The following is a 24,018-nucleotide window of genomic DNA, read 5'->3' on the forward strand; positions in this document are numbered from 1 at the left end:
TGAGTCTCAAAGGAATCGACCATGAGTGCAGTTCTTGACCACCACGACGCACACGGCCACGACGATCACCACGACCACCATGCCCCCACGGGCTGGCGCCGCTGGGTCTACGCCACCAACCACAAGGACATCGGCACGCTGTACCTGCTGTTCGCCTTCACCATGCTGATGGTGGGCGGCGTGCTGGCCCTGCTGATCCGCGCCGAGCTGTTCCAGCCCGGCCTGCAGCTGGTGAACCCCGAACTGTTCAACCAGCTCACCACCATGCACGGCCTGATCATGGTGTTCGGCGCCATCATGCCGGCCTTCGTGGGCTTCGCGAACTGGATGATCCCGCTGCAGATCGGCGCGTCCGACATGGCCTTCGCGCGGATGAACAACTTCAGCTTCTGGCTGATGATTCCCGCGGCCATCATGCTCGTGGCCTCGTTCTTCATGCCCGGGGGCGCACCCGCCGCCGGCTGGACGCTGTACGCGCCGCTGACGCTGCAGATGGGCCCCTCGATGGACGCCGGCATCTTCGCCATGCACATCCTGGGCGCGTCCTCGATCATGGGCTCGATCAACATCATCGTGACCATCCTGAACATGCGCGCACCCGGCATGACGCTGATGAAGATGCCCATGTTCTGCTGGACCTGGCTCATCACCGCCTACCTGCTGATCGCCGTGATGCCCGTGCTGGCCGGCGCCATCACCATGACGCTGACCGACCGCCACTTCGGCACCAGCTTCTTCAACCCCGCCGGCGGCGGCGACCCGGTGATGTACCAGCACATCTTCTGGTTCTTCGGCCACCCCGAGGTCTACATCATGATCCTGCCGGCCTTCGGCATCGTGAGCCAGGTCGTGCCCGCCTTCGCGCGCAAGAAGCTGTTCGGCTACGCCTCCATGGTGTACGCCACCGGCTCCATCGCCATCCTGTCCTTCGTCGTGTGGGCCCACCACATGTTCACCACCGGCATGCCAGTGACGGGCCAGCTGTTCTTCATGTACTCCACCATGCTGATTGCCGTGCCCACGGGCGTGAAGATCTTCAACTGGATCGCCACCATGTGGAAGGGCTCGATGACCTTCGAGACCCCCATGCTGTGGGCCGTCGGCTTCATCTTCGTGTTCACCATCGGTGGCTTCACCGGCCTGATCCTGTCGGTCGCGCCGATCGACATCCAGATGCAGGACACCTACTACGTGGTGGCCCACTTCCACTACGTGCTGGTGGCCGGCTCGCTGTTCGCCATGTTCTCGGGCATCTACTACTGGCTGCCCAAGTGGACCGGCGTGATGTACAGCGAAACGCGCGGCAAGATCCACTTCTGGTGGTCGATGATCTCGTTCAACATCACCTTCTTCCCGATGCACTTCCTGGGTCTGGCCGGCATGCCCCGCCGCTACGCCGACTACCCGATGCAGTTCGCCGACTTCAACGCGATCGCCTCGGTGGGCGCGTTCGGCTTCGGTCTGGCGCAGGTGTACTTCTTCCTGGCCGTGGTCGTGCCCGCCATGCGCGGCAAGGGCGAGAAGGCCCCCCAGAACCCCTGGGAAGGCGCCGTGGGCCTGGAGTGGGAAGTGCCGTCGCCGGCACCGTTCCACACCTTCGAAAACCCGCCCAAGCTCGACGCGACCGCCACCAAGGTGATCGGCTAAGCCTTTTCACGCCATGTCTGCCAACGCCATGACACCCGAACAGAAGAAGAACAACCGCCGCCTGGGCCTGATCCTCGCGTCCGTGGCCGTGGTGTTCTTCCTCGGCTTCGTGGGCAAACGCTTCCTGCTGGGCTTCTGACCATGGCCGTTCAGCGCGAAAACCTCAAGATGGTGGGCAAGCTCTGCGTGATCGCGCTGGGCATGTTCGCGTTCGGCTACGCGCTGGTGCCGATCTACCGGCATATCTGCGAGGCCCTGGGCATCAACGTGCTGGCGGTGTCGGAACTGCGTGTGCCCGGTGCCGCGAGCCTGCCTGCGAACACGCAGGTGGACCGCACGCGCACCATCACCGTCGAATTCGACACGAACGCCCGCGGCCCCTGGCACTTCAAGCCGGCCGTGCGCTCGCTGCAGGTGCATCCGGGTGAGCTCACCACGGTGATGTACGAGTTCCAGAACATCCAGAACCGCACGATGGCGGCACAGGCGGTGCCCAGCTACGCCCCCAAACAGGCGGCCGCGCACTTCAACAAGCTCGAGTGCTTCTGCTTCACGCAGTACACCCTGCAGGCCGGAGAGAAGAAAGAATGGCCGGTGGCCTTCGTCATCGATCCCCGGCTGTCCAAGGACGTGTCCACCATCACCCTGTCGTACACCTTCTTCGAGGTGGGCGGCAAGGTGCCGGCCGCGCCGACCGATGACGCGCCGCAGGCCCAAAGCCCGGCCACGCTCAAACCCACGGGGGACGTATGACCACACCCACACCTGCTCACCAACGCAAGGGCTCTTTCATCGACACGGTCAAGGCCGTGGCCTGGGGCTTTCTCGGCGTGCGCCGCAACGCCGACTACCAGAAGGACATCGCCAAGCTCAATCCGCTGCACTTGATGGCGGTGGGCGTGGGCATGGCGATCCTGTTCGTGGCGGTGCTGATCGTGGTGGTGAACTGGGTCGTCGGCTGAGACACGGCGACCCGATACGATTTTTGATTTTTGACATTAGATACAAGCGAAAGCACAACAGGAGTGAGCATGTCAGCAGCAACCCACGGCACGACGCCCTACTACTTCGTCCCTGGACCCTCGCGCCATCCGGTGATGGCCGCCATCGGCCTTTTCTTCGTCATCCTGGGTGCCGGGCAGTGGATCAACGGCCACGGCTGGGGCGCGTATTCGCTGGCGTTCGGCCTGGTGTTCTGGCTGTTCGTGCTGTTCCAGTGGTTCAGCGAGTCGGTGCGTGAAAGCGAAAGCGGCATGTATGGCCACAAGATCGACCTGTCGTACCGCTGGAGCATGAGCTGGTTCATCTTCTCGGAGGTGATGTTCTTCGGCGCCTTCTTCACCGCCCTGTGGTGGACGCGCACGCACTCCGTGCCGGCGCTGGGCAACATCGAGAACGCGCTGATCTGGCCCGACTTCTCGGCCGTCTGGCCCAGCCTGCAGGCCGGCGCCACCGCGTCGCCCGGTGGCATCGTCGAGCCTTTCCAGACCATGGGCCCGTTCTGGCTGCCCACCATCAACACCGCGCTGCTGCTGACCTCGGGCGTGACGCTGACCATTGCCCACCACGCGCTGCAGGTCGGCAACCGTGGCAAGACCATCGCCTTCATGTGGGTGACCGTGCTGCTGGGCATCGTCTTCCTGTTCGTGCAGGGCTATGAGTACGCCCACGCCTATGCCGACCTGAACCTCAAGCTCTCCTCGGGCGTGTTCGGCTCCACCTTCTTCATGCTCACCGGTTTCCACGGCTTCCACGTGTTCGTCGGCATGCTGATGCTCTTGTTCATCACCCTGCGCCTGCAGAAGGGTCACTTCACGGCCCAGCGCCACTTCGGCTTCGAAGGCGCGGCCTGGTACTGGCACTTCGTGGACGTGGTGTGGCTGGGCCTGTACATCCTCGTCTACTGGATGTGATTGGGTCGGGTGGTGCGTCCACCTTCCTCGGGCAACTGCCACAAAAAAGCGCCTTCCGGCGCTTTTTTGCTGAAGGGGCCCGACGGTTCTAGCCGCGCAGCGGCAGGCCGGTGGGCTGGATCCAGCCCATCAGGTAGCTGATGAGCACCACGACGAAGAGCAGGATGGAAAAACCGACCCGAAACGCCAGCGCGCGCGCCATGTGGTTCTTGCGCGGCGTGCCGTCCTCCTCGGTGTCGCTGCCGCCGCGCATCATGTACACCAGGGCGGCGGCGAGACTTCCAATGATGGCAACGAATGCCGCGATGACCAGGTACTTCATGCGCTCCATTATCCGTGCCCGGGCCAGGGTGGCTTGACCATGCGGCGCTCCACCTGGCGTTTCTGGATTGTGACCGCCGCGACCGCGCTCACCATGGCGGCCACGGCCTCGCTGGGCCTGTGGCAGCTCGATCGCGCGGCGCAGAAACTGGCCTTGCAGGCGCAGATCAACGAGCGCGGCGGGTTGGCCGCCTGGGACACGCAAGAACTTCTGGATTCCGCCGATGCCACGGCTGGCGTGCACCGCCCCGTGCGCCTGAGCGGCACCTGGGTGCCCGGGCGCACCGTGTTCCTGGACAACCGGCAGATGAACACGCGGGTGGGCTTCTTCGTGGTGACGCCGCTGCGGCTCGAGGGCAGCGAGCGCGTGGTGCTGGTGCAGCGCGGCTGGGTGCCGCGCGATTTCACCGACCGCAACCGCGTGCCCGAGGTCCCCACCCCGGCGGGCCTGGTGCGGCTGGAAGGCCGATTGGCCCCCCCGCCCGGCAAGCTATACGAGCTCGGCGCGGCGGGCACGGGGGTGATCCGGCAAAATATCGACCTTGCGGCGTTCGCGCAGGAAACCGGGCTGCCCTTGCTGGCGGTGTCCGTGCTGCAGACCGATGCCGCCGCCGATGGCCTGCTGCGCGAGTGGCCGCGCGTCGCGATCGACGTGCAGAAGCACCACGGCTATGCCTTCCAGTGGTTCGCCCTGTGTGCCCTCGCGGGCTTCCTCTATCTCTGGTTCCAAATCCTCTCCCCCCGCCGAAAGCGCAGATCCCATGGCACAGACGCCCGATGAACCCCTGACCCTGACCGTGCACAGCCTGCCGCAACTGGACCAGGCCAGCGCGGACGCGGCGGCCAGCACGCGCAAGGGCCGCTGGAAGATGCTGGGCCTGATGCTGGTGTGCGCCGCGCCGGTCATCGCGTCGTACTTCATGTACTACGTGGTGCGCCCCGAAGGCCGGCAGAACTACGGCGAGCTGATCGATCCCCAGCGCCCGCTGCCGGCCTGGACCGGCACCGACGCACAAGGCCGCGCCGTCCCCATGAGCAGCCTCAAGGACCAGTGGCTGCTCGTGAGCGTGGCCGACAGCGCCTGCAACGACGCCTGCGTGGAGCATCTGTACCTGCAGCGCCAGCTGCGCGAAACCCTGGGCCGCGAAAAGGACCGGCTGGACTGGGTCTGGCTGCGCACCGGGGACGCCGCGCTGCCCGAGCCACTGCAGAAGGCCACGGCCCCCGCCGTCGTGCTGCAGGTGGACCCGCAGGCCGTGGCCGGCTGGCTTCAGCCCGCGCCCGGTCAGAAGATCGAGGACCACCTGTACGTCGTCGATCCGCTGGGCAACTGGATGATGCGTTTCCCCGCCAAGCTCGACCCCAAGCAGGCCAAGCGCGACCTGGACCGCCTGCTGCGCGCCTCCTCGTCCTGGGACAAGGAAGGTCGCCCCGCGAACTGACATGGACGCCCAACCCCTGTACGACCTCGCGCCGGTGGCGCGCCTGATGCTTCTGGGCGTGGTGATCGCGCTCGGGCCGCTGGCCTGGGTGTGGCTGCGCAACCGCCATGCGCCGCCCGCGCACCGCTTGCGGGTGCTCACGCTCATCACGCTGTTCCTCACCTTCGACCTCGTGCTGTTCGGTGCCTTCACGCGCCTCACCGACTCCGGCCTGGGCTGTCCCGATTGGCCAGGTTGCTACGGCAGCGTAAGCCCGGTGGGCGCGAGCACCTCGATCGCGGCCGCGCAGGAAGCCATGCCGCACGGCCCGGTCACCTTCTCCAAGGCCTGGATCGAGATGATCCACCGCTACCTCGCCACCGCCGTGGGCGTGCTGATCCTGGTGCTCTCCATGGTCAGCTGGGTCGAGCGCAGGCGCCTGAGCGTGTCCTACGTGTGGCCGCTGGTCACGCTGGTGTGGGTCTGCCTGCAGGGCGCGTTCGGCGCGTTGACCGTGACCATGAAGCTGTTCCCCGCCATCGTCACGCTGCACCTGCTCGGCGGCCTCGGTCTGCTCGCGCTGTTGCGCGCGCAGTCGGTGGGCTACGCGCTGGCCGAGCCGGGCCACGCCGGGCCCGTGCCGCTGCCGGGCCGCCTGCGCTGGGCGCTGGGCGCGGTGTTCGTGTTGCTGTGGCTGCAGATCGCCCTCGGTGGCTGGGTCAGCACCAATTACGCCGTGCTGGTGTGCGGCGAGTTCCCCACCTGCCAGGGCAGCTGGTGGCCGGCGATGAACTTCCGCGAGGGCTTCACGCTCTGGCGCGAGCTGGGCCAGAACCACACCGGCGAACTCATCACTTTTCCCGCGCTGACCGCCATCCACTACGTGCACCGCCTCATGGCCTACCTCGTGCTGGCCGCCATGCTCTGGCTGGGCTGGCGCCTGTGGTCGGTGGACGGCATGCGACCCGCCGCGCGCGCGCTGCTCCTGCTGGCCGCCTGGCAGTTCGCCAGCGGCCTGACCAACGTGGTGCTCGACTGGCCGCTGCTGGCCGCCGTGGGCCACACCGGCGGCGCGGCCGCGCTGGTGATCGTGCTCACCGGCGCGCTCTGCGGCACGCGCCGCGCCAGCCAGCGCGATGCCGCTTCGTCCGCCACTTCCCTGCACCTGTCCACACCGATCCGATGAGCACCGCGCCCACCCCTCCTATTGCCGCCGCGCTGCCCTCGGTCTGGCGCCAGTACCACGCGCTGACCAAGCCGCGCGTGATCCAGCTCATCGTGTTCTGCGCCCTCATCGGCATGGTGCTGGCCGTTCCCGGCGCGCCCACTTGGGCCCAGGTGCGGCTCGCGGCCATCGCCTGCTTCGGCATCTGGCTGGTGGCAGGTGCCGCCGCGGCCTTCAACTGCGTGGTCGAGCAGCACATCGACGCGAAGATGAAGCGCACCGCCTGGCGCCCCACCGCCAAGGGCCAGCTCACCAACGGCAAGACACTCACCTTCTCGGCCGTGTTGTGCGTCGCCGGTTCGGCCGTGCTCTACCTCTGGGTCAACCCGCTGACCATGTGGCTCACCTTCGCCACCTTCGTGGGTTACGCGGTGGTCTACACCGTGATCCTCAAGCCGCTCACGCCGCAGAACATCGTGATCGGTGGCGCCTCGGGCGCCATGCCGCCGGTGCTGGGCTGGGCCGCGATGACCGGCGTGGTGTCGCCCGAGGCGCTGATCCTGTTCCTCATCATCTTCCTCTGGACACCGCCGCACTTCTGGGCGCTGGCCCTGTACCGGGTGGAGGACTACCGCAAGTCCGGCCTGCCCATGCTGCCGGTCACGCACGGCTCCGAGTTCACGCGCCTGCAGATCCTGCTCTACACCTTCGTGCTGTTCGCCGCCTGCCTCATGCCTTTCGTGATGCGCATGAGCGGCTGGATCTACCTCGTGGTCGCAGTGGTGCTGAGCATCGGTTTCTGCGGCTATGCCTTCGCGCTCTGGCGCAACTACTCCGATGCGCTCGCGCGCAAAACCTTCCGTTTCTCCCTCATTCATCTCGCGGTGCTCTTCGCCGCGCTGCTGATCGATCACTATGTCTGAGTCCCGAGCCATGAACCGTCGACAACTTCTCGCCCTGAGCCTGGGCACCGTGGCCCTCACCGCCTGCAGCGACAAGGCCGACGCGCCGGCCGCGTTCACCGGCATCGACATCACCGGCGCCGACTACGCCACCGGTTTCTCGCTCACCGACCACAACGGCCAGCCGCGCACCCTCGCCGATTTCAAGGGCAAGGCGGTCGTGATCTTCTTCGGCTTCACCCAGTGCCCCGACGTCTGCCCCACCTCCATGACCGAGCTGGCCGAGGCCAGGCGCCTGCTCGGCGCCGACGGTGAGCGCCTGCAAGGCCTGTTCGTCAGCGTGGACCCGGAGCGCGACACGCCCGAGGTCATGAAGCAGTACGTGGCCAGCTTCGACCCGAGCTTCCTCGCCCTCTACGCGGCCCCCGGCGAACTGCCCGCGCTGGCCAAGAGCTACAAGATCTACTACAAGAAAGTCGAAGGCCCCACGCCCACGAGCTACACCATGGACCACTCGGCCGGCAGCTACGTGTACGACCCGCAGGGCCGCATCCGCCTGTACAACCGCTACGGCAGCGGCGCGGCCGCGCTGGCGGGCGATCTGAAGAAGCTGCTCGCGGGCGCCTAAGATCGGCCTAAGCCAAGCCCCGCACCATGGACGCGGGGCGCCCCGCCGGGGTGTTCGACAACCCACGGACCTGGAGAGTGCATTGCCATGAGGCTGTTGCTGGTCGAAGACGACACCATGATTGGCGAAGCGGTGCTGGACCTGCTGCGGGCGGAGCACTACGCGGTCGACTGGGTGCGCGACGGCGAGATGGCCGCCACGGCGGCGCAGGCCGAGAGCTACGACCTCATCCTGCTCGACCTCGGCCTGCCGCGCCGCGACGGCCTGGAGGTGCTGCGCGAACTGCGGGCCCGCAAGAACCGCGTGCCGGTGCTCATCGCCACCGCGCGCGACTCGGTGCAGCAGCGCGTGCAGGGCCTGGACGCCGGTGCCGACGACTACATCCTCAAGCCCTACGACCTCGACGAGCTGCTCGCGCGCATCCGCGCGCTGCTGCGCCGCGCCTCGGGGCGGGCCGAGCCGGTCTACGAGCACCTGGGCGTGAGCATCAACACCGCCACGCGCGAGGTGACGGCGCAGGGCGAGCCGGTGGTGCTCTCGGCGCGCGAATGGGCCGTGCTCGAACCGCTGATCGCGCGGCCCGGCCGCGTGCTCTCGCGCGCGCAGCTGGAGGAAAAGCTCTATGGCTGGAAGGACGACGTGAGCAGCAACGCGGTCGAGGTCTACATCCACGGCGTGCGCAAGAAGCTCGGCGCCGGCCTGATCCAGAACGTGCGCGGCGTGGGCTACATGGTGCCCAAGGCATGAACCTTCAGCGCCTGGCCACGCATTCGCTGCGCGCGCGCCTGATCGGCCTGCTGCTGCTGGCCATCGTGCTCGCGGCGGGCCTGCAGGTGGCGGTGGTGTACCGCCAGGCGCGCGCCGAGGCCGACGGCATCTTCGACTACCACATGGAGCAGATGGCGCAGGCCCTGCGCGCCGGTGTGATGCCCCCGGGTCTGCCCGCGCCGCCGGGCGACGACCCACCGCTGCCGGCCGAGGCGTTCGACTTCTTCGTGCAGGTCTGGACGCAGGAAGGTCTGCGCGTGTTCCAGTCCGGCACGGGCGCGGCGCTGCCGCAGCGCGCGGTGCTGGGCTTCTCCAACATCGAGGTCGACGGCAAGCCCTACCGTGTCTACTCCATGCAGTCGCGCACGCAGGTGATCCAGGTGGCGCAGGACCTGCGGCCGCGCCAGACCATGGCGCGCGCGCTGGCCTGGCGCACCGTGCTGCCCATCGCCTGGATGGCACCGCTGCTGATGCTGGTGGCCTGGGCGGTGGTGAGCGCCTCGCTCGCGCCCGTGGCCCGGGTGCGGCGCCAGGTGGCCGCGCGCGAGGCCGATGAGCTGGCCGAGGTGAGCGAAGCCGGCCTGCCCGACGAGATCCGCCCGCTGGTGCACGAGCTCAACCTGCTGTTCGGCCGCGTGCGCCAGGCCTTCGACGCGCAGAAGAACTTCGTGGCCGAGGCCGCGCACGAGCTGCGTTCACCACTGGCCGCGCTGCGCCTGCAGGTGCAGGGCCTGCAGCGCGCGCCCGACGACGCCACGCGCCAACTGGCGACGGAGCGCCTGCTGGCCGGCATCGACCGCGCCACGCGGCTGGTGGAGCAGCTGCTGGTGCTCGCGCGCCAGCAGGCCCAGCCCTCCAGCGGTGAGCCGGCGCAGCCCGTGTCGCTGGCCGAACTCGCGGCCCAGGTGGTGGCCGACGCGGCGCCGCTGGCGGCCACGCGCCGCATCGACCTCGGCCTGGGCGAGGCCGACAAAGGGCCGGTGAACGGCCACGCCGAGCCCCTGCGCATCCTGCTCGGCAACCTGGTGGACAACGCGCTGAAGTACACGCCCGAAGGCGGCACGGTGGACGTGGCGGTGCGGCGCGACCAAGACCAGCTGGTGCTGCTGGTGGAAGACAGCGGCCCCGGCATCCCCGAGGCCGACCGTGCGCGCGTGCTCGACCGCTTCTACCGCGTGCCGGGCTCGACCGCCACCGGCAGCGGGTTGGGTCTGGCGATCGCGAACGCCATCGCGCAACTGCACGGCACCGCGCTGGCGCTGGACCGCTCGCCCCGCCTCGGCGGCCTGCGCATCGCGGTGCGGCTGCCTTTAAGAACCGTCTAACTCTGAGGGCCCATATTCAAGGACATGTTCAACCTGTCCTTGCTGAAGGAGCTCTCATGAAAACCTTGTCTCTCACCGCGACGCGCCTGGTGCTGTCCCTGGCGGCCGCGGGCATCGTCGGCGGCGCCAGCGTGGGGCTGGTCTCCGGTACCCATGCCACGGCGGCCACACCGGTCGTCACCCAGTCCGCGCCCCTGGTGACGGCCGCCGCCGTGCCCGACTTCTCGCAGATCGCGCAGCGCCACGGCGCGGCCGTGGTCAACATCAGCGTGATCGGCAAGGCCGGCGCGGAAGACGGCCAGCAGGCGCAGAACCGCCTGCCGCCCGGTATCGACCCCAACGACCCCTTCTTCGAATTCTTCAAGCGCTTCCAGGGCCCCGGCCAGGGTGGTGCGCCCGAAGCGCCCTCGCGCGGCCAGGGCTCGGGCTTCATCATCAGCGCCGATGGCCTGGTGCTGACCAACGCCCACGTGGTGCGCAACGCGCAGCGCGTCACCGTCAAGCTCACCGACCGCCGCGAGTTCGTGGCCAAGGTGCTGGGCTCGGACCCCAAGACCGACGTGGCGGTGCTGCGCATCGACGCCAAGGACCTGCCCGTGGTGCCCCTGGGCAGCACCAAGGACCTGAAGGTGGGCGAGTGGGTGCTGGCCATCGGCGCGCCGTTCGGCTTCGAGAACAGCGTGACCGCCGGCGTGGTCAGCGCCAAGGGCCGCTCGCTGCCCGACGACAGCTTCGTGCCCTTCATCCAGACCGACGTGGCGGTGAACCCGGGCAACTCGGGCGGCCCGCTGTTCAATGCGCGCGGCGAGGTGGTGGGCATCAACTCGCAGATCTACAGCCACACCGGCGGTTACCAAGGCCTGTCGTTCGCGATCCCCATGGAGACCGCGCTCAAGGTCAAAGACCAGATCGTGGCCCACGGCAAGGCCAGCCACGCGCGCCTGGGCGTCTCGGTGCAGGAGGTGAACCAGACCCTGGCCGAGTCCTTCCAGCTCGACAAGCCCGAAGGCGCGCTGGTCTCCAGCGTGGAGCCGGGCAGCCCGGCCGCCAAGGCCGGCCTGCAGGTGGGCGACGTGATCCGCCAGATGGAAGGCCAGCCCATCGTGAGTTCGGGCGACCTGCCGGCCCTGATTGGCCAGGCCCTGCCCGGCGAAAAGGTGAAGCTGGACGTGTGGCGCCAGGGCAAGCCGGTGAGCTTGACGGCGCAACTGGGCGACGCCGCGGCCAAGGCCGTGAAGACGGCCGGCGATGAAAAGGCGGCCGACCAGGGCCGCCTGGGCTTGGCGCTGCGCCCGCTGGCGCCGCAGGAGAAGCGCGAAGTCGGGGTGGACGGTGGCCTCGTGGTCGAAGACGCCCAGGGTCCGGCGGCGCTGGCCGGCGTGCAGCCCGGCGACGTGCTGCTCGCGGTCAACGGCGCCAAGGTGCAGAGCGTGGAGCAGGTGCGCGCCATGCTGGGCAAGTCCACCAAGTCGCTGGCGCTGCTGATCCAGCGCGACGGCAGCCAGATCTTCGTGCCGGTTCCACTGGGCTGAGCGCTTCAACTTTGATGGCAACGGCACCTTCGGGTGCCGTTTTTCATGGGGAGGTGGCACCCGCAGGACAGGGGTCAAAAGGGGAAAACGTCTATGATCCCTGGCTCTTTCGCCGTGGCCGCCGGGCCGCCGGCCTGCCGTTCCCACATCCCATGTCCGCACCTACCGACCCCCCACGCGACGCGCGCGCCGACGACGCCGATGCCGCCACGCCCGCCAACCCGGACGATGAAAACACCCGGGTGCCGCTGCGCATCGAAGACTGGCTGACCGTCATCTCGATGGCGCTGCTGGCCCTGATCACCTTCGGCAACGTGATCGCGCGCTACTTCACCGACCAGTCCTTCGCCTGGACCGAAGAGTTCTCGATCTTCCTCATGATCGTGCTCACGCTGGTGGCGAGTTCGGCCGCGGTGGCGCGGCACCGCCACATCCGCATCGAGTTCTTCGCCGACGCCGGCTCCCCGCGCCGGCGCCACCTGCTGGCGCTGTGGGGCGCGATGGCCATGGTGCTGCTGTTCCTGCTGATGGCGGGCCTGAGCGTGCGCATGGTCTGGGACCACTACATCTACGAGGAAGTCTCGCCGGGCCTGGGCCTGCCGCAGTGGTGGTACTCGATGTGGCTGCCCATCCTCTCGCTGGCGATCGCGCTGCGCGCGCTGGGCCGCTTCAACCGCCTGCGCCGCGCCGGAGAACAGCCATGATCGCCGCGCTGCTCTTCCTGCTCTTCCTCGGCGCCATGTTCGCCGGCGTGCCCATCGCTGCGGCCCTGGGCCTGGCCGGCGCCGCCGCCATCGCCATGGCCGACTTCAACACCCAGTGGTTCGGCCTGCTGGCCGTGCCGCAGAACTTCTACGCCGGCCTGGGCAAGTACCCGCTGCTGGCCATTCCCATGTTCGTGCTGGTCGGCTCCATCTTCGACCGCTCGGGCGTGGCGCTGCGGCTGGTGAACTTCGCGGTCGCGATCGTCGGGCGCGGCCCGGGCATGCTGCCGCTGGTGGCCATCGTGGTGGCCATGTTCCTCGGCGGCATCTCGGGCTCGGGTCCGGCCAACGCGGCGGCGGTGGGTGGCGTGATGATCGCGGCCATGGCGCGCGCGGGGTACCCGGGTTCGTTCTCGGCCAGCGTGGTCGGCGCGGCCGCCGCCACCGACATCCTGATCCCGCCCTCGGTGGCCTTCATCATCTACTCGGTGCTGGTGCCTGGCGCCTCGGTGCCCGCGCTGTTCGCCGCCGGCATGGTGCCCGGCGTGCTGGCCGGCATCGCGCTGATCGTGCCGGCCGTGTGGCTGGCGCGCAAACACAAGATGGGCGCGCTCGAAGCCGCCATGCCACGCCCGCCGTTCTGGAAGAGCCTGCGCGAAGCCCTGTGGGGCCTGGCCGCGCCGGTGCTGATCCTGGGCGGCATGCGCGCGGGCTGGTTCACGCCGACCGAAGCGGCCGTGGTCGCGGTGTTCTACGGCCTGTTCGTGGGCATGGTGATCCACCGCACGATCCAGGTGCGCGACCTGTTCCCCATCCTGCGCGAAGCGGGTGAGCTCTCCGGCATCATCCTGCTGGTGGTCTCGCTGGCGGGCATCTTCGCGTTCTCGCTGTCCACGCTGGGCGTGATCGACCCGGTGGCCAACGCCATCGTGAACTCGGGCCTGGGCGAGTACGGTGTGCTCTCGCTGCTGATCCTGCTGCTCATCACCGTGGGCATGTTCCTCGACGGCATCTCGATCTTCCTGATCTTCGTGCCGCTGCTCATGCCCATCATGGAGCACTACCAATGGGATCCGGTGTGGTTCGGCGTGATCCTCACGCTCAAGGTCGCGCTGGGCCAGTTCACGCCGCCGCTGGCCGTGAACCTCATGGTCTCGTGCCGCATCGCCGGGGTGCGCATGGAGTCCACCATCCGCTGGGTCGGGCCCATGCTGCTGGCCATGTTCCTCGTCATGGTGCTGGTGATCGCCTTCCCGCAGCTCGCGCTGTGGCTGCCTGCCCGACTGGGCTATTGATTTTCCATTTCAACCAAGGAGACAAACTCATGAAACTGCGCACCTTCCTGACCACCACGCTGGCCGCCGCCGCGCTGGCCGTGACCACGCAGGGCTTTGCCCAGAGCACCAGCGCCTACAAGGCCGAGTACCGCATGTCGCTGGTGCTGGGCACGGCCTTCCCCTGGGGCAAGAGCGGTGAGATCTGGTCCAACCTCGTGCGCGAGCGCACCCAGGGCCGCATCAACATCAAGCTGTACCCCGGCGTGTCGCTGCTGCAAGGCGACCAGACGCGCGAGTTCAGTGGCCTGCGCCAGGGCGTGATCGACCTCGCCGTGGGTTCGACCATCAACTGGTCGCCCCAGGTGCGCCAGCTCAACCTGTTCTCCATGCCCTTCCTGATGCCCGACTTCGCGGCCATCGACGCGCTCACCACCGGTGACGTGGGCGCGCAGCTGTTCAAGGACATCGAGCGCGCCGGCGCCGTGCCGCTGGCCTGGGGCGAGAACGGTTACCGCGAGATCTCCAACTCCAAACACGCCATCAAGACCCCGGCCGACCTCAAGGGCCTGAAGATCCGCGTGGTGGGTTCGCCGCTGTTCCTGGACACCTTCACCGCGCTGGGCGCCAACCCCACGCAGATGAGCTGGGCCGATGCCCAGCCCGCCATGGCCAGCCGCGCCGTGGACGGCCAGGAGAACCCGCTGTCGGTGTTCCTCGCCGCCAAGCTGCCCACCGTGGAGCAGAAGCACCTCACGCTGTGGGGCTACGTGGCCGATCCGCTGATCTTCGTGGTGAACAAGGACATCTGGGCCAGCTGGACCGAGGCCGACCGCGCCATCGTCAAGCAGGCCGCCATCGACGCCGGCAAGGAAGGCAAGGCGCTGGCCCGCAAGGGCCTGGTCGAGCCGGGCAAGCCGCTGATCAAGCAGCTCAGCGACATGGGCGTGACCGTGACCGAGCTGACGCCGGAGCAGCGCGCCGAGTTCGTCAAGGTGACGCGCCCGGTCTACGACAAGTGGAAGAACCAGATCGGTGCCGACCTGGTGACCAAGGCCGAGAAGGCTGTCGCCGCGCGCAAGTAAGGGCGCCGCGCGTCCAACGAAAAAGCCCCGCTTCGGCGGGGCTTTTTCGTTGTGAACGTGATGGGGGTCAGTCCACGGTCGCGCCCGAGATCTTCACCATGCGCTGGTACTTCGCGCGCTCGTTCTTCATGAACTCGTCGAACTGCTCGGGCGTGCTGGGTGCGGGCTCGGCCAGCAGCTGGGCGAAGCGCGTCTTCACCTCGGCCGAGTTCAGCGCGGCGTTGAAGGCGGTGTTGAGCTTGCGCACCGTCTCGGCCGGCGTGCCGGCCGGGGCGATCAGGCCCCACCAGGTGTCGATCTCGAAGCCGGGCAGGGTGGCGGCCACGGTGGGCACATCGGGCATCACGCTGCTGCGCTGAGCCGTGGTCACGGCCAGGGCCTTGAGCTTGCCCGAGCGGATGTTGGCCGCGGCGGTGGCGAGGTTGTCGATGTTGAAGTCGACCTGGCCCGACAGCAGGCCCAGCTGCGCCGGGTTGCCGCCGTTGTAGGGGATGTGCACGGCGTAGATGCCGGCCTGGTTCTTCAGCAGCTCGCCCGCGAGGTGGCCGGCGCTGCCGTTGCCGCCCGAGCCGTAGTTGAGCTTGCCGGGGTTGGCCTTGCCGTAGGCGATCAGGTCGGCGACCGAGTGGATGTTCAGGCGCGTGGCGGTCTCGGCGTTCATCACCAGCACGTTGGGCACGCGCAGCATCTGCGTGATGGCGGCGAAGTCCTTGGCCGGGTCGTAGGGCAGCTGCTTGAACAGCCAGGGGTTGATGCCGTGCGAGGCCGTGGTGGCGATGCCCAGCGTGAGGCCGTCGGCCGGCGCCTTGGCCACCGCGCTCACGCCGATGTTGCCGCCCGCGCCGGGCCGGTTCTCCACGATCACCGTGCCCAGCGTTCCCTTGACCGCTTCGGCCACGATGCGCGCCGTCACGTCGATCGGGCCGCCCGCCGCGAAGGGCACCACGATGCGCGTGGTGTTGGCGGCCTGCGCCGAGGCGAACCCCGGCAGGGCGAGGCTGGCCGAAGCCAGGGCGGAGCGGGTGATCAGTTGGCGGCGGTTCAGCATGGTTGTCTCCTATGAGTGAACGGGTGCACAGTCAGAAGCGCCGCGGAACCGGCTCTGCCGGGCCGCTGGCGCTGCCCCCTAGAGGGGGGGATGCGGCTACACGCAGTGAGCAAGCGACGGGGGTGGGTCACAGTTTGTCGGCGGCGCTCGTGAACGAGTCGGCGAAGAAGGCCTCGTCGGGCAGGCCGGCCTGGGCGACGTAGTCGCGGTGGGCCGACTCGACCACGATGGGCGCGCCGCAGGCGTACACCTCGTGGCCCGAGAGGTCGGGGAAGTCCTGCAGCACGGCCTGGTGCACGAAGCCGGTGCGGCCGGTCCAGGCATCCTCGGGCAGGGCGTCGGACACCACGGGCACGTAGCGCAGGTTGGGCATCTCGGCCAGGCGCGCCTCGATCCAGGCGCTCTGGTACAGGTCGGCCGGGCGGCGGCCGCCCCAGTACAGCGTGGCGGGGCGGGTGATGCCCTTGAACTGCATGTGCTCGATCACCGCCTTGATCGGCGCGAAGCCCGTGCCCGAGGCGAGGAACACGAGAGGCTTGTCGCTGTCCTCGCGCAGGAAGAAGCTGCCGTAGGGCCCTTCGATGCGCAGGATGTCCTTTTCCTTCATGGCGCCGAACACGTGGTCGGTGAACTTGCCGCCGGGCATGTGGCGCAGGTGCAGTTCCAGCGCGGGCGCCGTGGCCTGCGTGTGCGGTGCGTTGGCCATGGAGTAGCTGCGGCGGTCGCCGTCGCGCAGCAGGAACTCGACGTACTGGCCCGCGTGGTACTGGAAGGCGTCGCTCGCCGGCAGCTGCAGGCGCAGCACGATCACGTCGTGCGAGGCGCGCTCCAGGGTGCTCACGCGCACCGGCATCTTCTTGATCGGGAAGGCGCCCGCCTCGGTGACCTGGCGCGATTCGAGCACCACGTCGCTGTGGGCCACGCCGCAGCAGGTGAGCACGTAGCCGGCGGCTTCCTCGTCGGCGCTCAGCGCCTTGGGCTGGTGGTGGCCATGCGTCACGCTGCCCGAGACCAGCTTGCACTTGCAGGAACCGCAGGCGCCGTCCTTGCAGCCGTAGGGCAGGCCGATGCCCTGGCGGATGCCGGCGGCGAGCATGGACTCGTCGGGCTCGGCGGTGAAGGTGCGCCCACTGGGCTCGACGGTGATGGTGAATGTCATACTGGCACGTGTTGGAACGGGAAAGGCCGACGGGGGCGACCCCCCGTGTGGCAACCCGCCATTGTCTCAAATCCGGATTTCGCATGAGCCTTCTCGGCGCTTTGCCCGCACGCTTCCGGCGTGAACGGGTTCTCATCGTGGGTTGTGGCGACGTGGGCCAGCGCGCAGCGCGCGTGCTGGGCGGCGGTGCCCGCGCGCGCCTGCTGGCCCTCACCTCCAGCGCCGCGCGCGGCCCCGAGCTGCGGGCCCTGGGCATCACCCCGCTGCAGGGCAACCTGGACGACCCGCGCAGCCTGCGCCGCCTGGCCGGCCTGGCCACGCGCGTGCTGCACCTGGCGCCGCCACCCTCGGAAGAGCTGGCCGACTGGCGGCTGGACCCGCGCACCCGCGCGCTCACCCGGGTCCTGGCGCAGCGTTCGCTGCCCGCCTCGGTGGTCTACGGGTCGACCACCGGCGTCTACGGCGACGGCCAGGGCCGCTGGATGGACGAAGCCTCGCCCGCGAACCCCAAGACGCCGCGCGCCTGGCGCCGGGTGGACGCCGAGGCCGCCGTGCACTGGCTGGGCCGCGCCACCGGCGTGCGCACCACGGTGCTGCGCATTCCCGGCATCTACGCGCCTGACCGGGCCGGTGGCACGCCGCGCGAGCGCCTGCTGCGCGGCACGCCGGTGCTGCGCGCCGAGGACGACGTGTACACCAACCACATCCACGCCGACGACCTGGCGCGCGCCTGCGTGCTCGCGCTCTGGCGCGGTCGGCCGCAGCGCAACCTGAACGTGGTGGACGACACCGAACTCAAGATGGGCGACTACTTCGACCTCGCGGCCGATCTGTACGGCCTGCCCCGGCCGCCGCGCCTGGCGCGCGAGGGCGCGGGCGACCAGCTGCCACTGGTGCTGCTGAGTTTCATGAGCGAGTCGCGCCGGCTGCGCAACCAGCGCCTCAAGGGCGAGCTGGGCCTGCGCCTGCGCTACCCCACGGTGGCGCAGGGCCTGGCCTGAGCGGCGGGCAACAAAAAAGCCGTGCGGCTTGCCTGCACGGCTTGGGATTGTGTCGTGGTGCCCGGGGTCGGAATCGAACCGACACTCCTTTCGGAACCGGATTTTGAGTCCGGCGCGTCTACCAATTTCACCACCCGGGCTGCCAGAAGGGAGACTCGAAATTATGGCACAGTGGTGGGATGAACTACCCGACGATTGAAGACGCCATCGGCAACACGCCGCTGGTGGCGCTGCAGCGCATTGGCGCGGCGGCCAACCAGGCGCGAGGCAACGTGATCCTGGGCAAGCTGGAGGGCAACAACCCCGCCGGTTCCGTGAAAGACCGGCCCGCCGTTTCGATGATCAAGCGCGCCGAGGAACGGGGCGACATCAAGCCCGGCGACACCCTGATCGAAGCCACGTCGGGCAACACCGGCATCGCCCTGGCCATGGCCGCGGCCATCAAGGGTTACCGCATGGTGCTGATCATGCCGGAGGACCTGTCCATCGAGCGCGCCCAGACCATGAAGGCCTTCGGCGCCGAGCTGATCCTCACCTCCAAGAGCGGCGGCATGGAATCCGCGCGCGACCTGGCCGAGAAGATGCAGGCCGATGGCAAGGGCCGCGTGCTCGACCAGTTCGCCAACGCCGACAACCCGCGCATCCACTACGAAACCACCGGCCCCGAGATCTGGGCCCAGACCGGCGGGCGCATCACCCATTTCGTGAGCGCGATGGGCACCACCGGCACCATCACCGGCGTGTCGCGTTTTCTGAAGGAAAAGAACCCGGCCGTGCGCATCATCGGCGCCCAGCCCAGCGAGGGCTCGCGCATCCCGGGCATCCGCAAGTGGCCCACCGAGTACCTGCCCAAGATCTACGACCCGAGCACGGTGGACGAGCTGGTGTACGTGGGCCAGGGCGACGCCGAGGCCATGTGCCGCCAGCTGGCGCGCGAAGAGGGCATCTTCGGCGGCATCTCGGCGGCGGGCGCCTGCTGGGTGGCGCAGCAGATCGCCAGCCAGGTCGAGAACGCCACCATCGTCTTCGTGGTCTGCGACCGGGGCGACCGCTACCTCTCCACCGGCGTTTTTCCGGCCTGAGCGCCAGAGCGGCCGACCATGAGCACCGAATTCCGGTTCTGCCCCGTGTGCGCCACGCCGCTGGCGCTGATCGGCATGGAGGAAGACGGCGGCTTCACCCAGCGGCTGCGCTGTCCGGCCTGCGGCTTCACCCACTGGAACAACCCGACGCCGGTGCTCGCGGCCATCGTGGAGATGGACGGGCTCATCCTGCTGGCGCGCAACGCGGCCTGGCCGGGCAAGATGTTCGGCCTCATCACCGGCTTCATGGAGGCCGGTGAGACGCCCGAAGAGGGCATCCGGCGTGAGATCGCCGAGGAAACCTCGCTGGAGGTGGATGCGCTGGAGCTGGTGGGCGTGCACGATTTCCAGCGCATGAACCAGGTCATCATCACCTACCACGCGCGCGCGCACGGCGAGGTGCGGCTCTCGCCCGAGCTGGTCGACTACAAGCTGATGCGGCCCGAACAGGTGCGCTGCTGGCGGGCCGGCACCGGGCTGGCCCTGGCGCAATGGCTGCGCCAACAGGGGCACGAGCCCGTCTTCATGGAAGATTTGTCACAGAAACCCGCCGCGGGTCCGGCCGACGGCGCCGGCTAGCGTGCTTTGGGCCCCGCACGGGGGCCGCCGCGCGCTGTGGGCCGCTTAGAATGTTGACAACCCAGGAATACCCCCCACCCCATGACTGCCGACAAAGAACTCGATGCCCGCGGCTTGAACTGCCCCTTGCCCATCCTCAAAGCGAAGAAGGCATTGGCCGACATGCTCAGCGGCCAGACGCTCAAGGTGATCTCCACCGACGCGGGTTCGGTGCGCGATTTCCAGGCCTTTGCCAAACAGACGGGCAACCTGCTGATGCAGCAGGAGACGGTGGGCGGCGACCACATCACCCTGCTCAAGCGCCGCTGAGCACAGGCAGGCGCGATCAGGTTTCTTCATCCTCCACACCGCCCTGCCCACACCATGGAAGTTCTGCTGCTTGATCCGCTCGTGCCCGAGGCGCTGGCCTGGTTGCAGGAACGCCATGAGGTGAGTTTCCGGCCCGAGCTGGCCGACGATCCCGCCGAGCTGCGCAAGAGCACCTACAAGACCCGCGCCATCGTGCTGCCGCCGCACGTGGTGGTCTCCAGCGAATTCCTGGATTTCGCGCCCAAGCTCGAGATCGTGGCGCGCATGCAGATCTCCAGCGACAACACCGATCTCAACGCCTGCGCGCGGCGCAACGTGCGCGTGCTGCAGGCGCGCAGCGCCACGGTGCGCTCGAACGCCGAGTACCTGCTGTACGGCCTGCTGATGCTGTACCGCCGGGGCATGGTCAGCGCGTTGCTGGGGCGCAAGATCGCCCAGGTGCGCATGGGCCGCGAACTCTCGGGCAGCACCGTCGGACTGCTGGGCCTGGCACCGGTGGCGCACACGCTGGCGCCCATGCTGCGCAGCCTGGGCGTGCGCCTGCTGGGCTACGACCCGGCCGTGCACCACGCCGCCGACATCTGGGACAAGCTCAAGGTCGAACCCGTGTCGCTGCAGGAACTGCTGGCCCACTCGGACGCGATCTCGCTGCAGATGGTCTACGCCTCGCGTTTCCGGGGCTGGATCAACGAGCGCATGCTCAACCACTGCAAGCCCGGCCAGCTCTGGGTGGGCGTGAGCCGCAGCTCGCTGTTCGATGCCGAGGCCCTGGCCCTGGCGCTGTGCGACGGCCGCATCGACGCCTGTCTGCTCGATGGCGCCAACCCGCAGTTCGCGGCCGAAGGCACGCCGCTGCACGGCATTCCCAATCTGCACCTCACGCCGCGCCTGGGTTCGCACACCCGTGAGGCCAAGCTGCGCGCCAGCTGGTACGTGGCGCACCGTATGCACGAGACCCTGTCGCCGGAGTCCGCGCAGCACAACGAGAACCGGGTGAGCGACTTCTCGGCGCTCGACAACGTCGACTACCAGGACACGACGAGCGATCCGCAGGCGGTGTCACCGTCGCAGTGGAGTTCGATCGCGATGCATCGGGGTTGATCCCCCCCGCGCCGCACCTGCGGTGCGTCACCCCCCCCAGGGGGCAATGCCTGCGGTCTGGCAGAGCCAGTCCCGCGGCATTCTGGAATGACTCCCCCTCGTTGGTCGGGACTCAGGCGCTTAGGCGGGCCAGTTGCTCGCGCACCTTGTCCAGCGTGGCGCTGAAGTCGGCCACCCGCTTCTTTTCCTGATCGATCACGGCCGGTGGTGCCTTGGCCACGAAGGCTTCGTTCGAGAGCTTGGCAGTGGCCTTGGTGATCTCGCCTTCCAGGCGGGCCGCTTCCTTGCCCAGGCGGGCCTTCTCGGCGGCGACGTCGATCTCCATGAACAGGCACATGCGCGCCTCGCCCACCACGGCCACGGGCGCGGCCTGGGCGGCGGCGGCCCAGGCGGCCTCGTCTTCGAACACCCGCACTTCGTTGAGCTTGGCCAGGGCCTGCAGCACCGGGCCGGCGGCCTGCATGAAGGCGGTGTCGCCCAGCACGTAGAGCGGCAGGCGCGTGGCGGGTGACACGTTCATCTCGCCGCGCAGCGTGCGGCAGGCGTCGACCAGGGCCTTGAGCTTGACCACGTGGGCGATGGCGGCCTCGTCGATCTTGGCCGGCTGGCTCTCGGGGTAGCGCGCGATGCTCACCGACGCGCCGGGCAGGCCGGCCACCGGCGCGACCTTCTGCCAGAGTTCCTCGGTGATGAAGGGGATGATGGGGTGCGCCAGCCGCAGGATGGCTTCGAGCGTGCGGATCAGCGTTCGCCGCGTGGCGCGCTGCTGCGAGGCGTCGCCGGTCTGGATCTGCACTTTGGCGATCTCCAGGTACCAGTCGCAGAACTCGTTCCAGACGAAGTCGTAGATCGCGTTGGCCACGTTGTCCAGCCGGTACTCGGCGAAGCCCTTGGCCACCTCGGCCTCGACCTTCTGCAGCACCGAGCTGATCCAGCGGTCGGCCTGGCTGAAGCTCAGGTAGCCGTGAAAGGGCTGGCCCACGGCGCACTCGGCCTTGGTGTGTTCCTGCAGGCCGCAGTCGTGGCCTTCGCAGTTCATCAGCGTGAAGCGCGTGGCGTTCCAGAGCTTGTTGCAGAAGTTGCGGTAGCCCTCGCAGCGCTTGCTGTCGAAGTTGATGCTGCGGCCCAGCGAGGCCAGTGCGGCGAAGGTGAAGCGCAGCGCGTCTGCGCCGTAGGCAGGAATGCCTTCGGGGAATTCCTTCTCGGTCTGCTTGCGCACCTTGGGCGCGGTCTCGGGCTTGCGCAGGCCGGTGGTGCGCTTCTCCAGCAGCGGTGCGAGCGCGACGCCGTCGATCAGGTCCACCGGGTCGAGCACGTTGCCTTCGCTCTTGCTCATCTTCTGGCCCTGCGCGTCGCGCACCAGACCGTGGATGTAGACGTGCTTGAACGGCACGCGGCCGGTGAAGTGCGTGGTCATCATGATCATCCGGGCGACCCAGAAGAAGATGATGTCGTAGCCGGTGACCAGCACGGTGCTGGGCAGGTAGAGGTTGAAGTCCTCGGTTGCGCCGTCCTTCTGGTTTGGCCAGCCCATGGTGCTGAAGGGCACCAGGGCGGACGAGTACCAGGTGTCGAGCACGTCGGGGTCGCGCGTGAGCGTCTGGCCCGGTGCCTTGGCCTGGGCCTCGGCTTCGTTGCGCGCCACGATCACGTTGCCGGCTTCGTCGTACCAGGCGGGAATCTGATGGCCCCACCAGAGCTGGCGGCTGATGCACCAGTCCTGGATGTTGTTCATCCACTGGTTGTAGGTGTTGACCCAGTTCTCCGGCACGAAGCTGACCTCGCCCGAGGCGACGGCGTCGATCGCCTTCTGCGCGATGCTCTTGCCGGTTGGATCGGATTCGCTCACCTTGGACATGGCGACGAACCACTGGTCCGTCAGCATGGGCTCGATCACCTGGCCGGTGCGCGCGCAGCGCGGCACCATGAGCTTGTGCTTCTTGGTTTCCACCAGCAGGCCGGCGGCTTCCAGGTCGGCCACCACGGCCTTGCGGGCCACGAAGCGGTCCATGCCACGGTACTTGGCCGGGGCGTTCTCGTTGATGGCCGCGTCCAGCGTGAGCACGCCGATCAGGGGCAGGCCGTGGCGCTGGCCGACGGCGTAGTCGTTGTTGTCGTGCGCGGGCGTGACCTTGACCACGCCGGTGCCGAACTCGCGGTCCACGTAGGCGTCGGCGATCACCGGGATCTCGCGGTCGCACAGCGGCAGCTTCACCGTCTTGCCGATCAGGGCGGTGTAGCGCTCGTCCTCCGGGTGCACCATCACGGCCACGTCGCCCAGCATGGTCTCGGGGCGGGTGGTGGCCACGGTGAGCGAACCGCTGCCGTCGGCCAGCGGGTAGGCGATGTGCCAGAGGAAGCCGTCCTCCTCCTCGCTCTCCACCTCCAGGTCGGAGACGGCGGTCTTGAGCACCGGGTCCCAGTTCACCAGGCGCTTGCCGCGGTAGATCAGGCCCTGTTCGTACAGGCGCACGAAGGTCTCGGTAACGACCGTGCTGAGCTTGTCGTCCATGGTGAAGTACTCGCGGCCCCAGTCCACGCTGTCGCCCATGCGGCGCATCTGGGTGGTGATGGTGTTGCCGCTGTGCTCCTTCCACTCCCAGACCTTGGCGACGAAGTTCTTGCGCGCCTCGGCCGGGGTCGGGCCCATGTCGTGGCGGCTGATGCCCTGGGCCTGCAGCTGGCGCTCCACCACGATCTGGGTGGCGATGCCGGCGTGGTCGGTGCCGGGCAGCCAGACCGTGTTCGCGCCCGCCATGCGGTGGTAGCGCGTGAGGCTGTCCATGATGGTCTGGTTGAACGCGTGGCCCATGTGCAGGGTGCCGGTCACGTTCGGCGGCGGCAGCTGGATCGCGAACGAAGGCGCGCCGGCCTCCGGTACTCCCGTGCCCCGGAAGCCGGCGGCGCCGTAGCCGCGCTGTTCCCACTCGGGGCCCCAGCGGGCTTCGAGCGGAGCGGGTTCGAACGATTTGGCCAGGGATTGCAGGCCAGGCTGGTTCAGGGTGTCGGTCATGGGCGCGCCAAAAATGGAAACGGCATCCCGCAGGATGCCGT

Annotated in this window: 25 protein-coding genes and 1 tRNA gene; 21 read left to right on the top strand and 5 right to left on the bottom strand. The window is 68.4% G+C overall.

All coding sequences use genetic code 11. The features are described 5' to 3' along the window. Positions 1 to 21 precede the first annotated feature (21 nt). The 5 genes from ctaD (at position 22) to AC1Q9M_RS14080 (ending at position 3,560) form a co-directional block, all read left to right on the top strand. Positions 22 to 1,647 carry a cytochrome c oxidase subunit I gene (gene ctaD, locus AC1Q9M_RS14060; protein WP_291121576.1) on the top strand — a complete coding sequence of 542 codons (1,626 nt, stop codon included), beginning with the start codon at positions 22 to 24 and terminating at the stop codon, positions 1,645 to 1,647. 28 nt (positions 1,648 to 1,675) lie between these two features. Then, on the top strand, positions 1,676 to 1,786 hold the full coding sequence (locus AC1Q9M_RS14065) for a cytochrome oxidase small assembly protein (protein ID WP_366834041.1): 111 nt from the start codon (positions 1,676 to 1,678) through the stop codon (positions 1,784 to 1,786). A 2-nt stretch (positions 1,787 to 1,788) separates the two neighbouring features. Beyond that, positions 1,789 to 2,400 carry a cytochrome c oxidase assembly protein gene (locus AC1Q9M_RS14070; RefSeq protein ID WP_366834034.1) on the top strand — a complete coding sequence of 204 codons (612 nt, stop codon included), beginning with the start codon at positions 1,789 to 1,791 and terminating at the stop codon, positions 2,398 to 2,400. Next, positions 2,397 to 2,609, top strand: coding sequence for a DUF2970 domain-containing protein (locus AC1Q9M_RS14075; RefSeq protein ID WP_291121574.1), 213 nt, complete (start codon positions 2,397 to 2,399; stop codon positions 2,607 to 2,609). The genes AC1Q9M_RS14070 and AC1Q9M_RS14075 overlap by 4 nt, the downstream gene beginning before the upstream one ends. A 69-nt stretch (positions 2,610 to 2,678) precedes the next feature. Beyond that, positions 2,679 to 3,560 (top strand): cytochrome c oxidase subunit 3, encoded by an 882-nt coding sequence (locus tag AC1Q9M_RS14080; RefSeq protein ID WP_444687273.1) that lies wholly within the window; start codon positions 2,679 to 2,681, stop codon positions 3,558 to 3,560. Between the two features lie 88 nt (positions 3,561 to 3,648). Here AC1Q9M_RS14080 and AC1Q9M_RS14085 read toward each other — a convergent pair whose 3' ends face one another. Then, positions 3,649 to 3,882 (bottom strand): twin transmembrane helix small protein, encoded by a 234-nt coding sequence (locus AC1Q9M_RS14085; RefSeq protein WP_137922029.1) that lies wholly within the window; start codon positions 3,880 to 3,882, stop codon positions 3,649 to 3,651. Positions 3,883 to 3,921: 39 nt separating this feature from the next. Between AC1Q9M_RS14085 and AC1Q9M_RS14090 the strand changes: the two genes are divergently transcribed. The 11 genes from AC1Q9M_RS14090 (at position 3,922) to AC1Q9M_RS14140 (ending at position 14,685) form a co-directional block, all read left to right on the top strand. Continuing rightward, positions 3,922 to 4,662, top strand: coding sequence for an SURF1 family protein (locus AC1Q9M_RS14090; RefSeq protein ID WP_382321549.1), 741 nt, complete (start codon positions 3,922 to 3,924; stop codon positions 4,660 to 4,662). Then, a complete protein-coding gene (locus tag AC1Q9M_RS14095; protein WP_382321547.1) occupies positions 4,643 to 5,323 on the top strand; it encodes an SCO family protein in 681 nt (226 codons plus the stop codon). Before AC1Q9M_RS14090 ends, AC1Q9M_RS14095 begins: the two co-directional genes overlap by 20 nt. Before the next feature lies 1 nt (position 5,324). Next, a complete protein-coding gene (locus AC1Q9M_RS14100; RefSeq protein ID WP_382321544.1) occupies positions 5,325 to 6,488 on the top strand; it encodes a COX15/CtaA family protein in 1,164 nt (387 codons plus the stop codon). Next, positions 6,485 to 7,390, top strand: a complete 906-nt coding sequence (gene cyoE / locus AC1Q9M_RS14105) for a heme o synthase (protein WP_382321542.1) — start codon at positions 6,485 to 6,487, stop codon at positions 7,388 to 7,390. Before AC1Q9M_RS14100 ends, cyoE begins: the two co-directional genes overlap by 4 nt. Before the next feature lie 10 nt (positions 7,391 to 7,400). Continuing rightward, complete coding sequence (locus AC1Q9M_RS14110; RefSeq protein WP_492434335.1) at positions 7,401 to 7,997, top strand: SCO family protein; 597 nt, start codon at positions 7,401 to 7,403, stop codon at positions 7,995 to 7,997. A gap of 87 nt (positions 7,998 to 8,084) precedes the next feature. Continuing rightward, positions 8,085 to 8,744 carry a response regulator transcription factor gene (locus AC1Q9M_RS14115; RefSeq protein WP_291121563.1) on the top strand — a complete coding sequence of 220 codons (660 nt, stop codon included), beginning with the start codon at positions 8,085 to 8,087 and terminating at the stop codon, positions 8,742 to 8,744. Further along, positions 8,741 to 10,090: an ATP-binding protein gene (locus AC1Q9M_RS14120; protein ID WP_492434337.1), complete on the top strand. Its 1,350-nt coding sequence runs from the start codon at positions 8,741 to 8,743 to the stop codon at positions 10,088 to 10,090. Before AC1Q9M_RS14115 ends, AC1Q9M_RS14120 begins: the two co-directional genes overlap by 4 nt. 56 nt (positions 10,091 to 10,146) lie before the next feature. Beyond that, positions 10,147 to 11,622 (top strand): DegQ family serine endoprotease, encoded by a 1,476-nt coding sequence (locus AC1Q9M_RS14125; protein ID WP_382321540.1) that lies wholly within the window; start codon positions 10,147 to 10,149, stop codon positions 11,620 to 11,622. 152 nt (positions 11,623 to 11,774) lie between these two features. Then, positions 11,775 to 12,326: a TRAP transporter small permease gene (locus tag AC1Q9M_RS14130; RefSeq protein WP_382321537.1), complete on the top strand. Its 552-nt coding sequence runs from the start codon at positions 11,775 to 11,777 to the stop codon at positions 12,324 to 12,326. Beyond that, positions 12,323 to 13,621, top strand: a complete 1,299-nt coding sequence (locus AC1Q9M_RS14135) for a TRAP transporter large permease (RefSeq protein WP_444687268.1) — start codon at positions 12,323 to 12,325, stop codon at positions 13,619 to 13,621. Before AC1Q9M_RS14130 ends, AC1Q9M_RS14135 begins: the two co-directional genes overlap by 4 nt. Positions 13,622 to 13,650: 29 nt before the next feature. Continuing rightward, complete coding sequence (locus AC1Q9M_RS14140; protein ID WP_444687267.1) at positions 13,651 to 14,685, top strand: DctP family TRAP transporter solute-binding subunit; 1,035 nt, start codon at positions 13,651 to 13,653, stop codon at positions 14,683 to 14,685. A 67-nt stretch (positions 14,686 to 14,752) separates the two neighbouring features. Here AC1Q9M_RS14140 and AC1Q9M_RS14145 read toward each other — a convergent pair whose 3' ends face one another. Together AC1Q9M_RS14145 and AC1Q9M_RS14150 are read right to left on the bottom strand one after the other, a co-directional pair. After that, on the bottom strand, positions 14,753 to 15,733 hold the full coding sequence (locus AC1Q9M_RS14145; RefSeq protein ID WP_382321533.1) for a tripartite tricarboxylate transporter substrate binding protein: 981 nt from the start codon (positions 15,731 to 15,733) through the stop codon (positions 14,753 to 14,755). Between the two features lie 127 nt (positions 15,734 to 15,860). Then, positions 15,861 to 16,892 (bottom strand): CDP-6-deoxy-delta-3,4-glucoseen reductase, encoded by a 1,032-nt coding sequence (locus AC1Q9M_RS14150; protein WP_492434340.1) that lies wholly within the window; start codon positions 16,890 to 16,892, stop codon positions 15,861 to 15,863. An 83-nt stretch (positions 16,893 to 16,975) separates the two neighbouring features. Between AC1Q9M_RS14150 and AC1Q9M_RS14155 the strand changes: the two genes are divergently transcribed. Continuing rightward, complete coding sequence (locus AC1Q9M_RS14155; protein ID WP_492434342.1) at positions 16,976 to 17,893, top strand: SDR family oxidoreductase; 918 nt, start codon at positions 16,976 to 16,978, stop codon at positions 17,891 to 17,893. Between the two features lie 55 nt (positions 17,894 to 17,948). On the opposite strand, the gene AC1Q9M_RS14160 is transcribed toward AC1Q9M_RS14155, so the two are convergent. Next, positions 17,949 to 18,033, bottom strand: a tRNA-Leu gene (locus tag AC1Q9M_RS14160). A gap of 39 nt (positions 18,034 to 18,072) precedes the next feature. On the opposite strand from AC1Q9M_RS14160, the gene cysM reads away from it, so the two are divergent. From cysM to AC1Q9M_RS14180, 4 genes are all read left to right on the top strand, one after another. Next, positions 18,073 to 18,975, top strand: coding sequence for a cysteine synthase CysM (gene cysM / locus AC1Q9M_RS14165; RefSeq protein WP_382154980.1), 903 nt, complete (start codon positions 18,073 to 18,075; stop codon positions 18,973 to 18,975). A gap of 18 nt (positions 18,976 to 18,993) precedes the next feature. Next, positions 18,994 to 19,554, top strand: a complete 561-nt coding sequence (locus AC1Q9M_RS14170; RefSeq protein WP_382321529.1) for an NUDIX domain-containing protein — start codon at positions 18,994 to 18,996, stop codon at positions 19,552 to 19,554. Between the two features lie 81 nt (positions 19,555 to 19,635). Continuing rightward, positions 19,636 to 19,863, top strand: coding sequence for a sulfurtransferase TusA family protein (locus tag AC1Q9M_RS14175; protein WP_382154986.1), 228 nt, complete (start codon positions 19,636 to 19,638; stop codon positions 19,861 to 19,863). 54 nt (positions 19,864 to 19,917) lie between these two features. After that, entirely contained in the window at positions 19,918 to 20,964 is a 1,047-nt protein-coding gene (locus AC1Q9M_RS14180; RefSeq protein WP_291121549.1) for an NAD(P)-dependent oxidoreductase, read from the top strand. Between the two features lie 112 nt (positions 20,965 to 21,076). On the opposite strand, the gene AC1Q9M_RS14185 is transcribed toward AC1Q9M_RS14180, so the two are convergent. After that, positions 21,077 to 23,977 carry a valine--tRNA ligase gene (locus AC1Q9M_RS14185; RefSeq protein ID WP_492434345.1) on the bottom strand — a complete coding sequence of 967 codons (2,901 nt, stop codon included), beginning with the start codon at positions 23,975 to 23,977 and terminating at the stop codon, positions 21,077 to 21,079. Positions 23,978 to 24,018: the final 41 nt, after the last annotated feature.

Source organism: Hydrogenophaga sp. GW823-FHT04C09 (assembly GCF_058796355.1).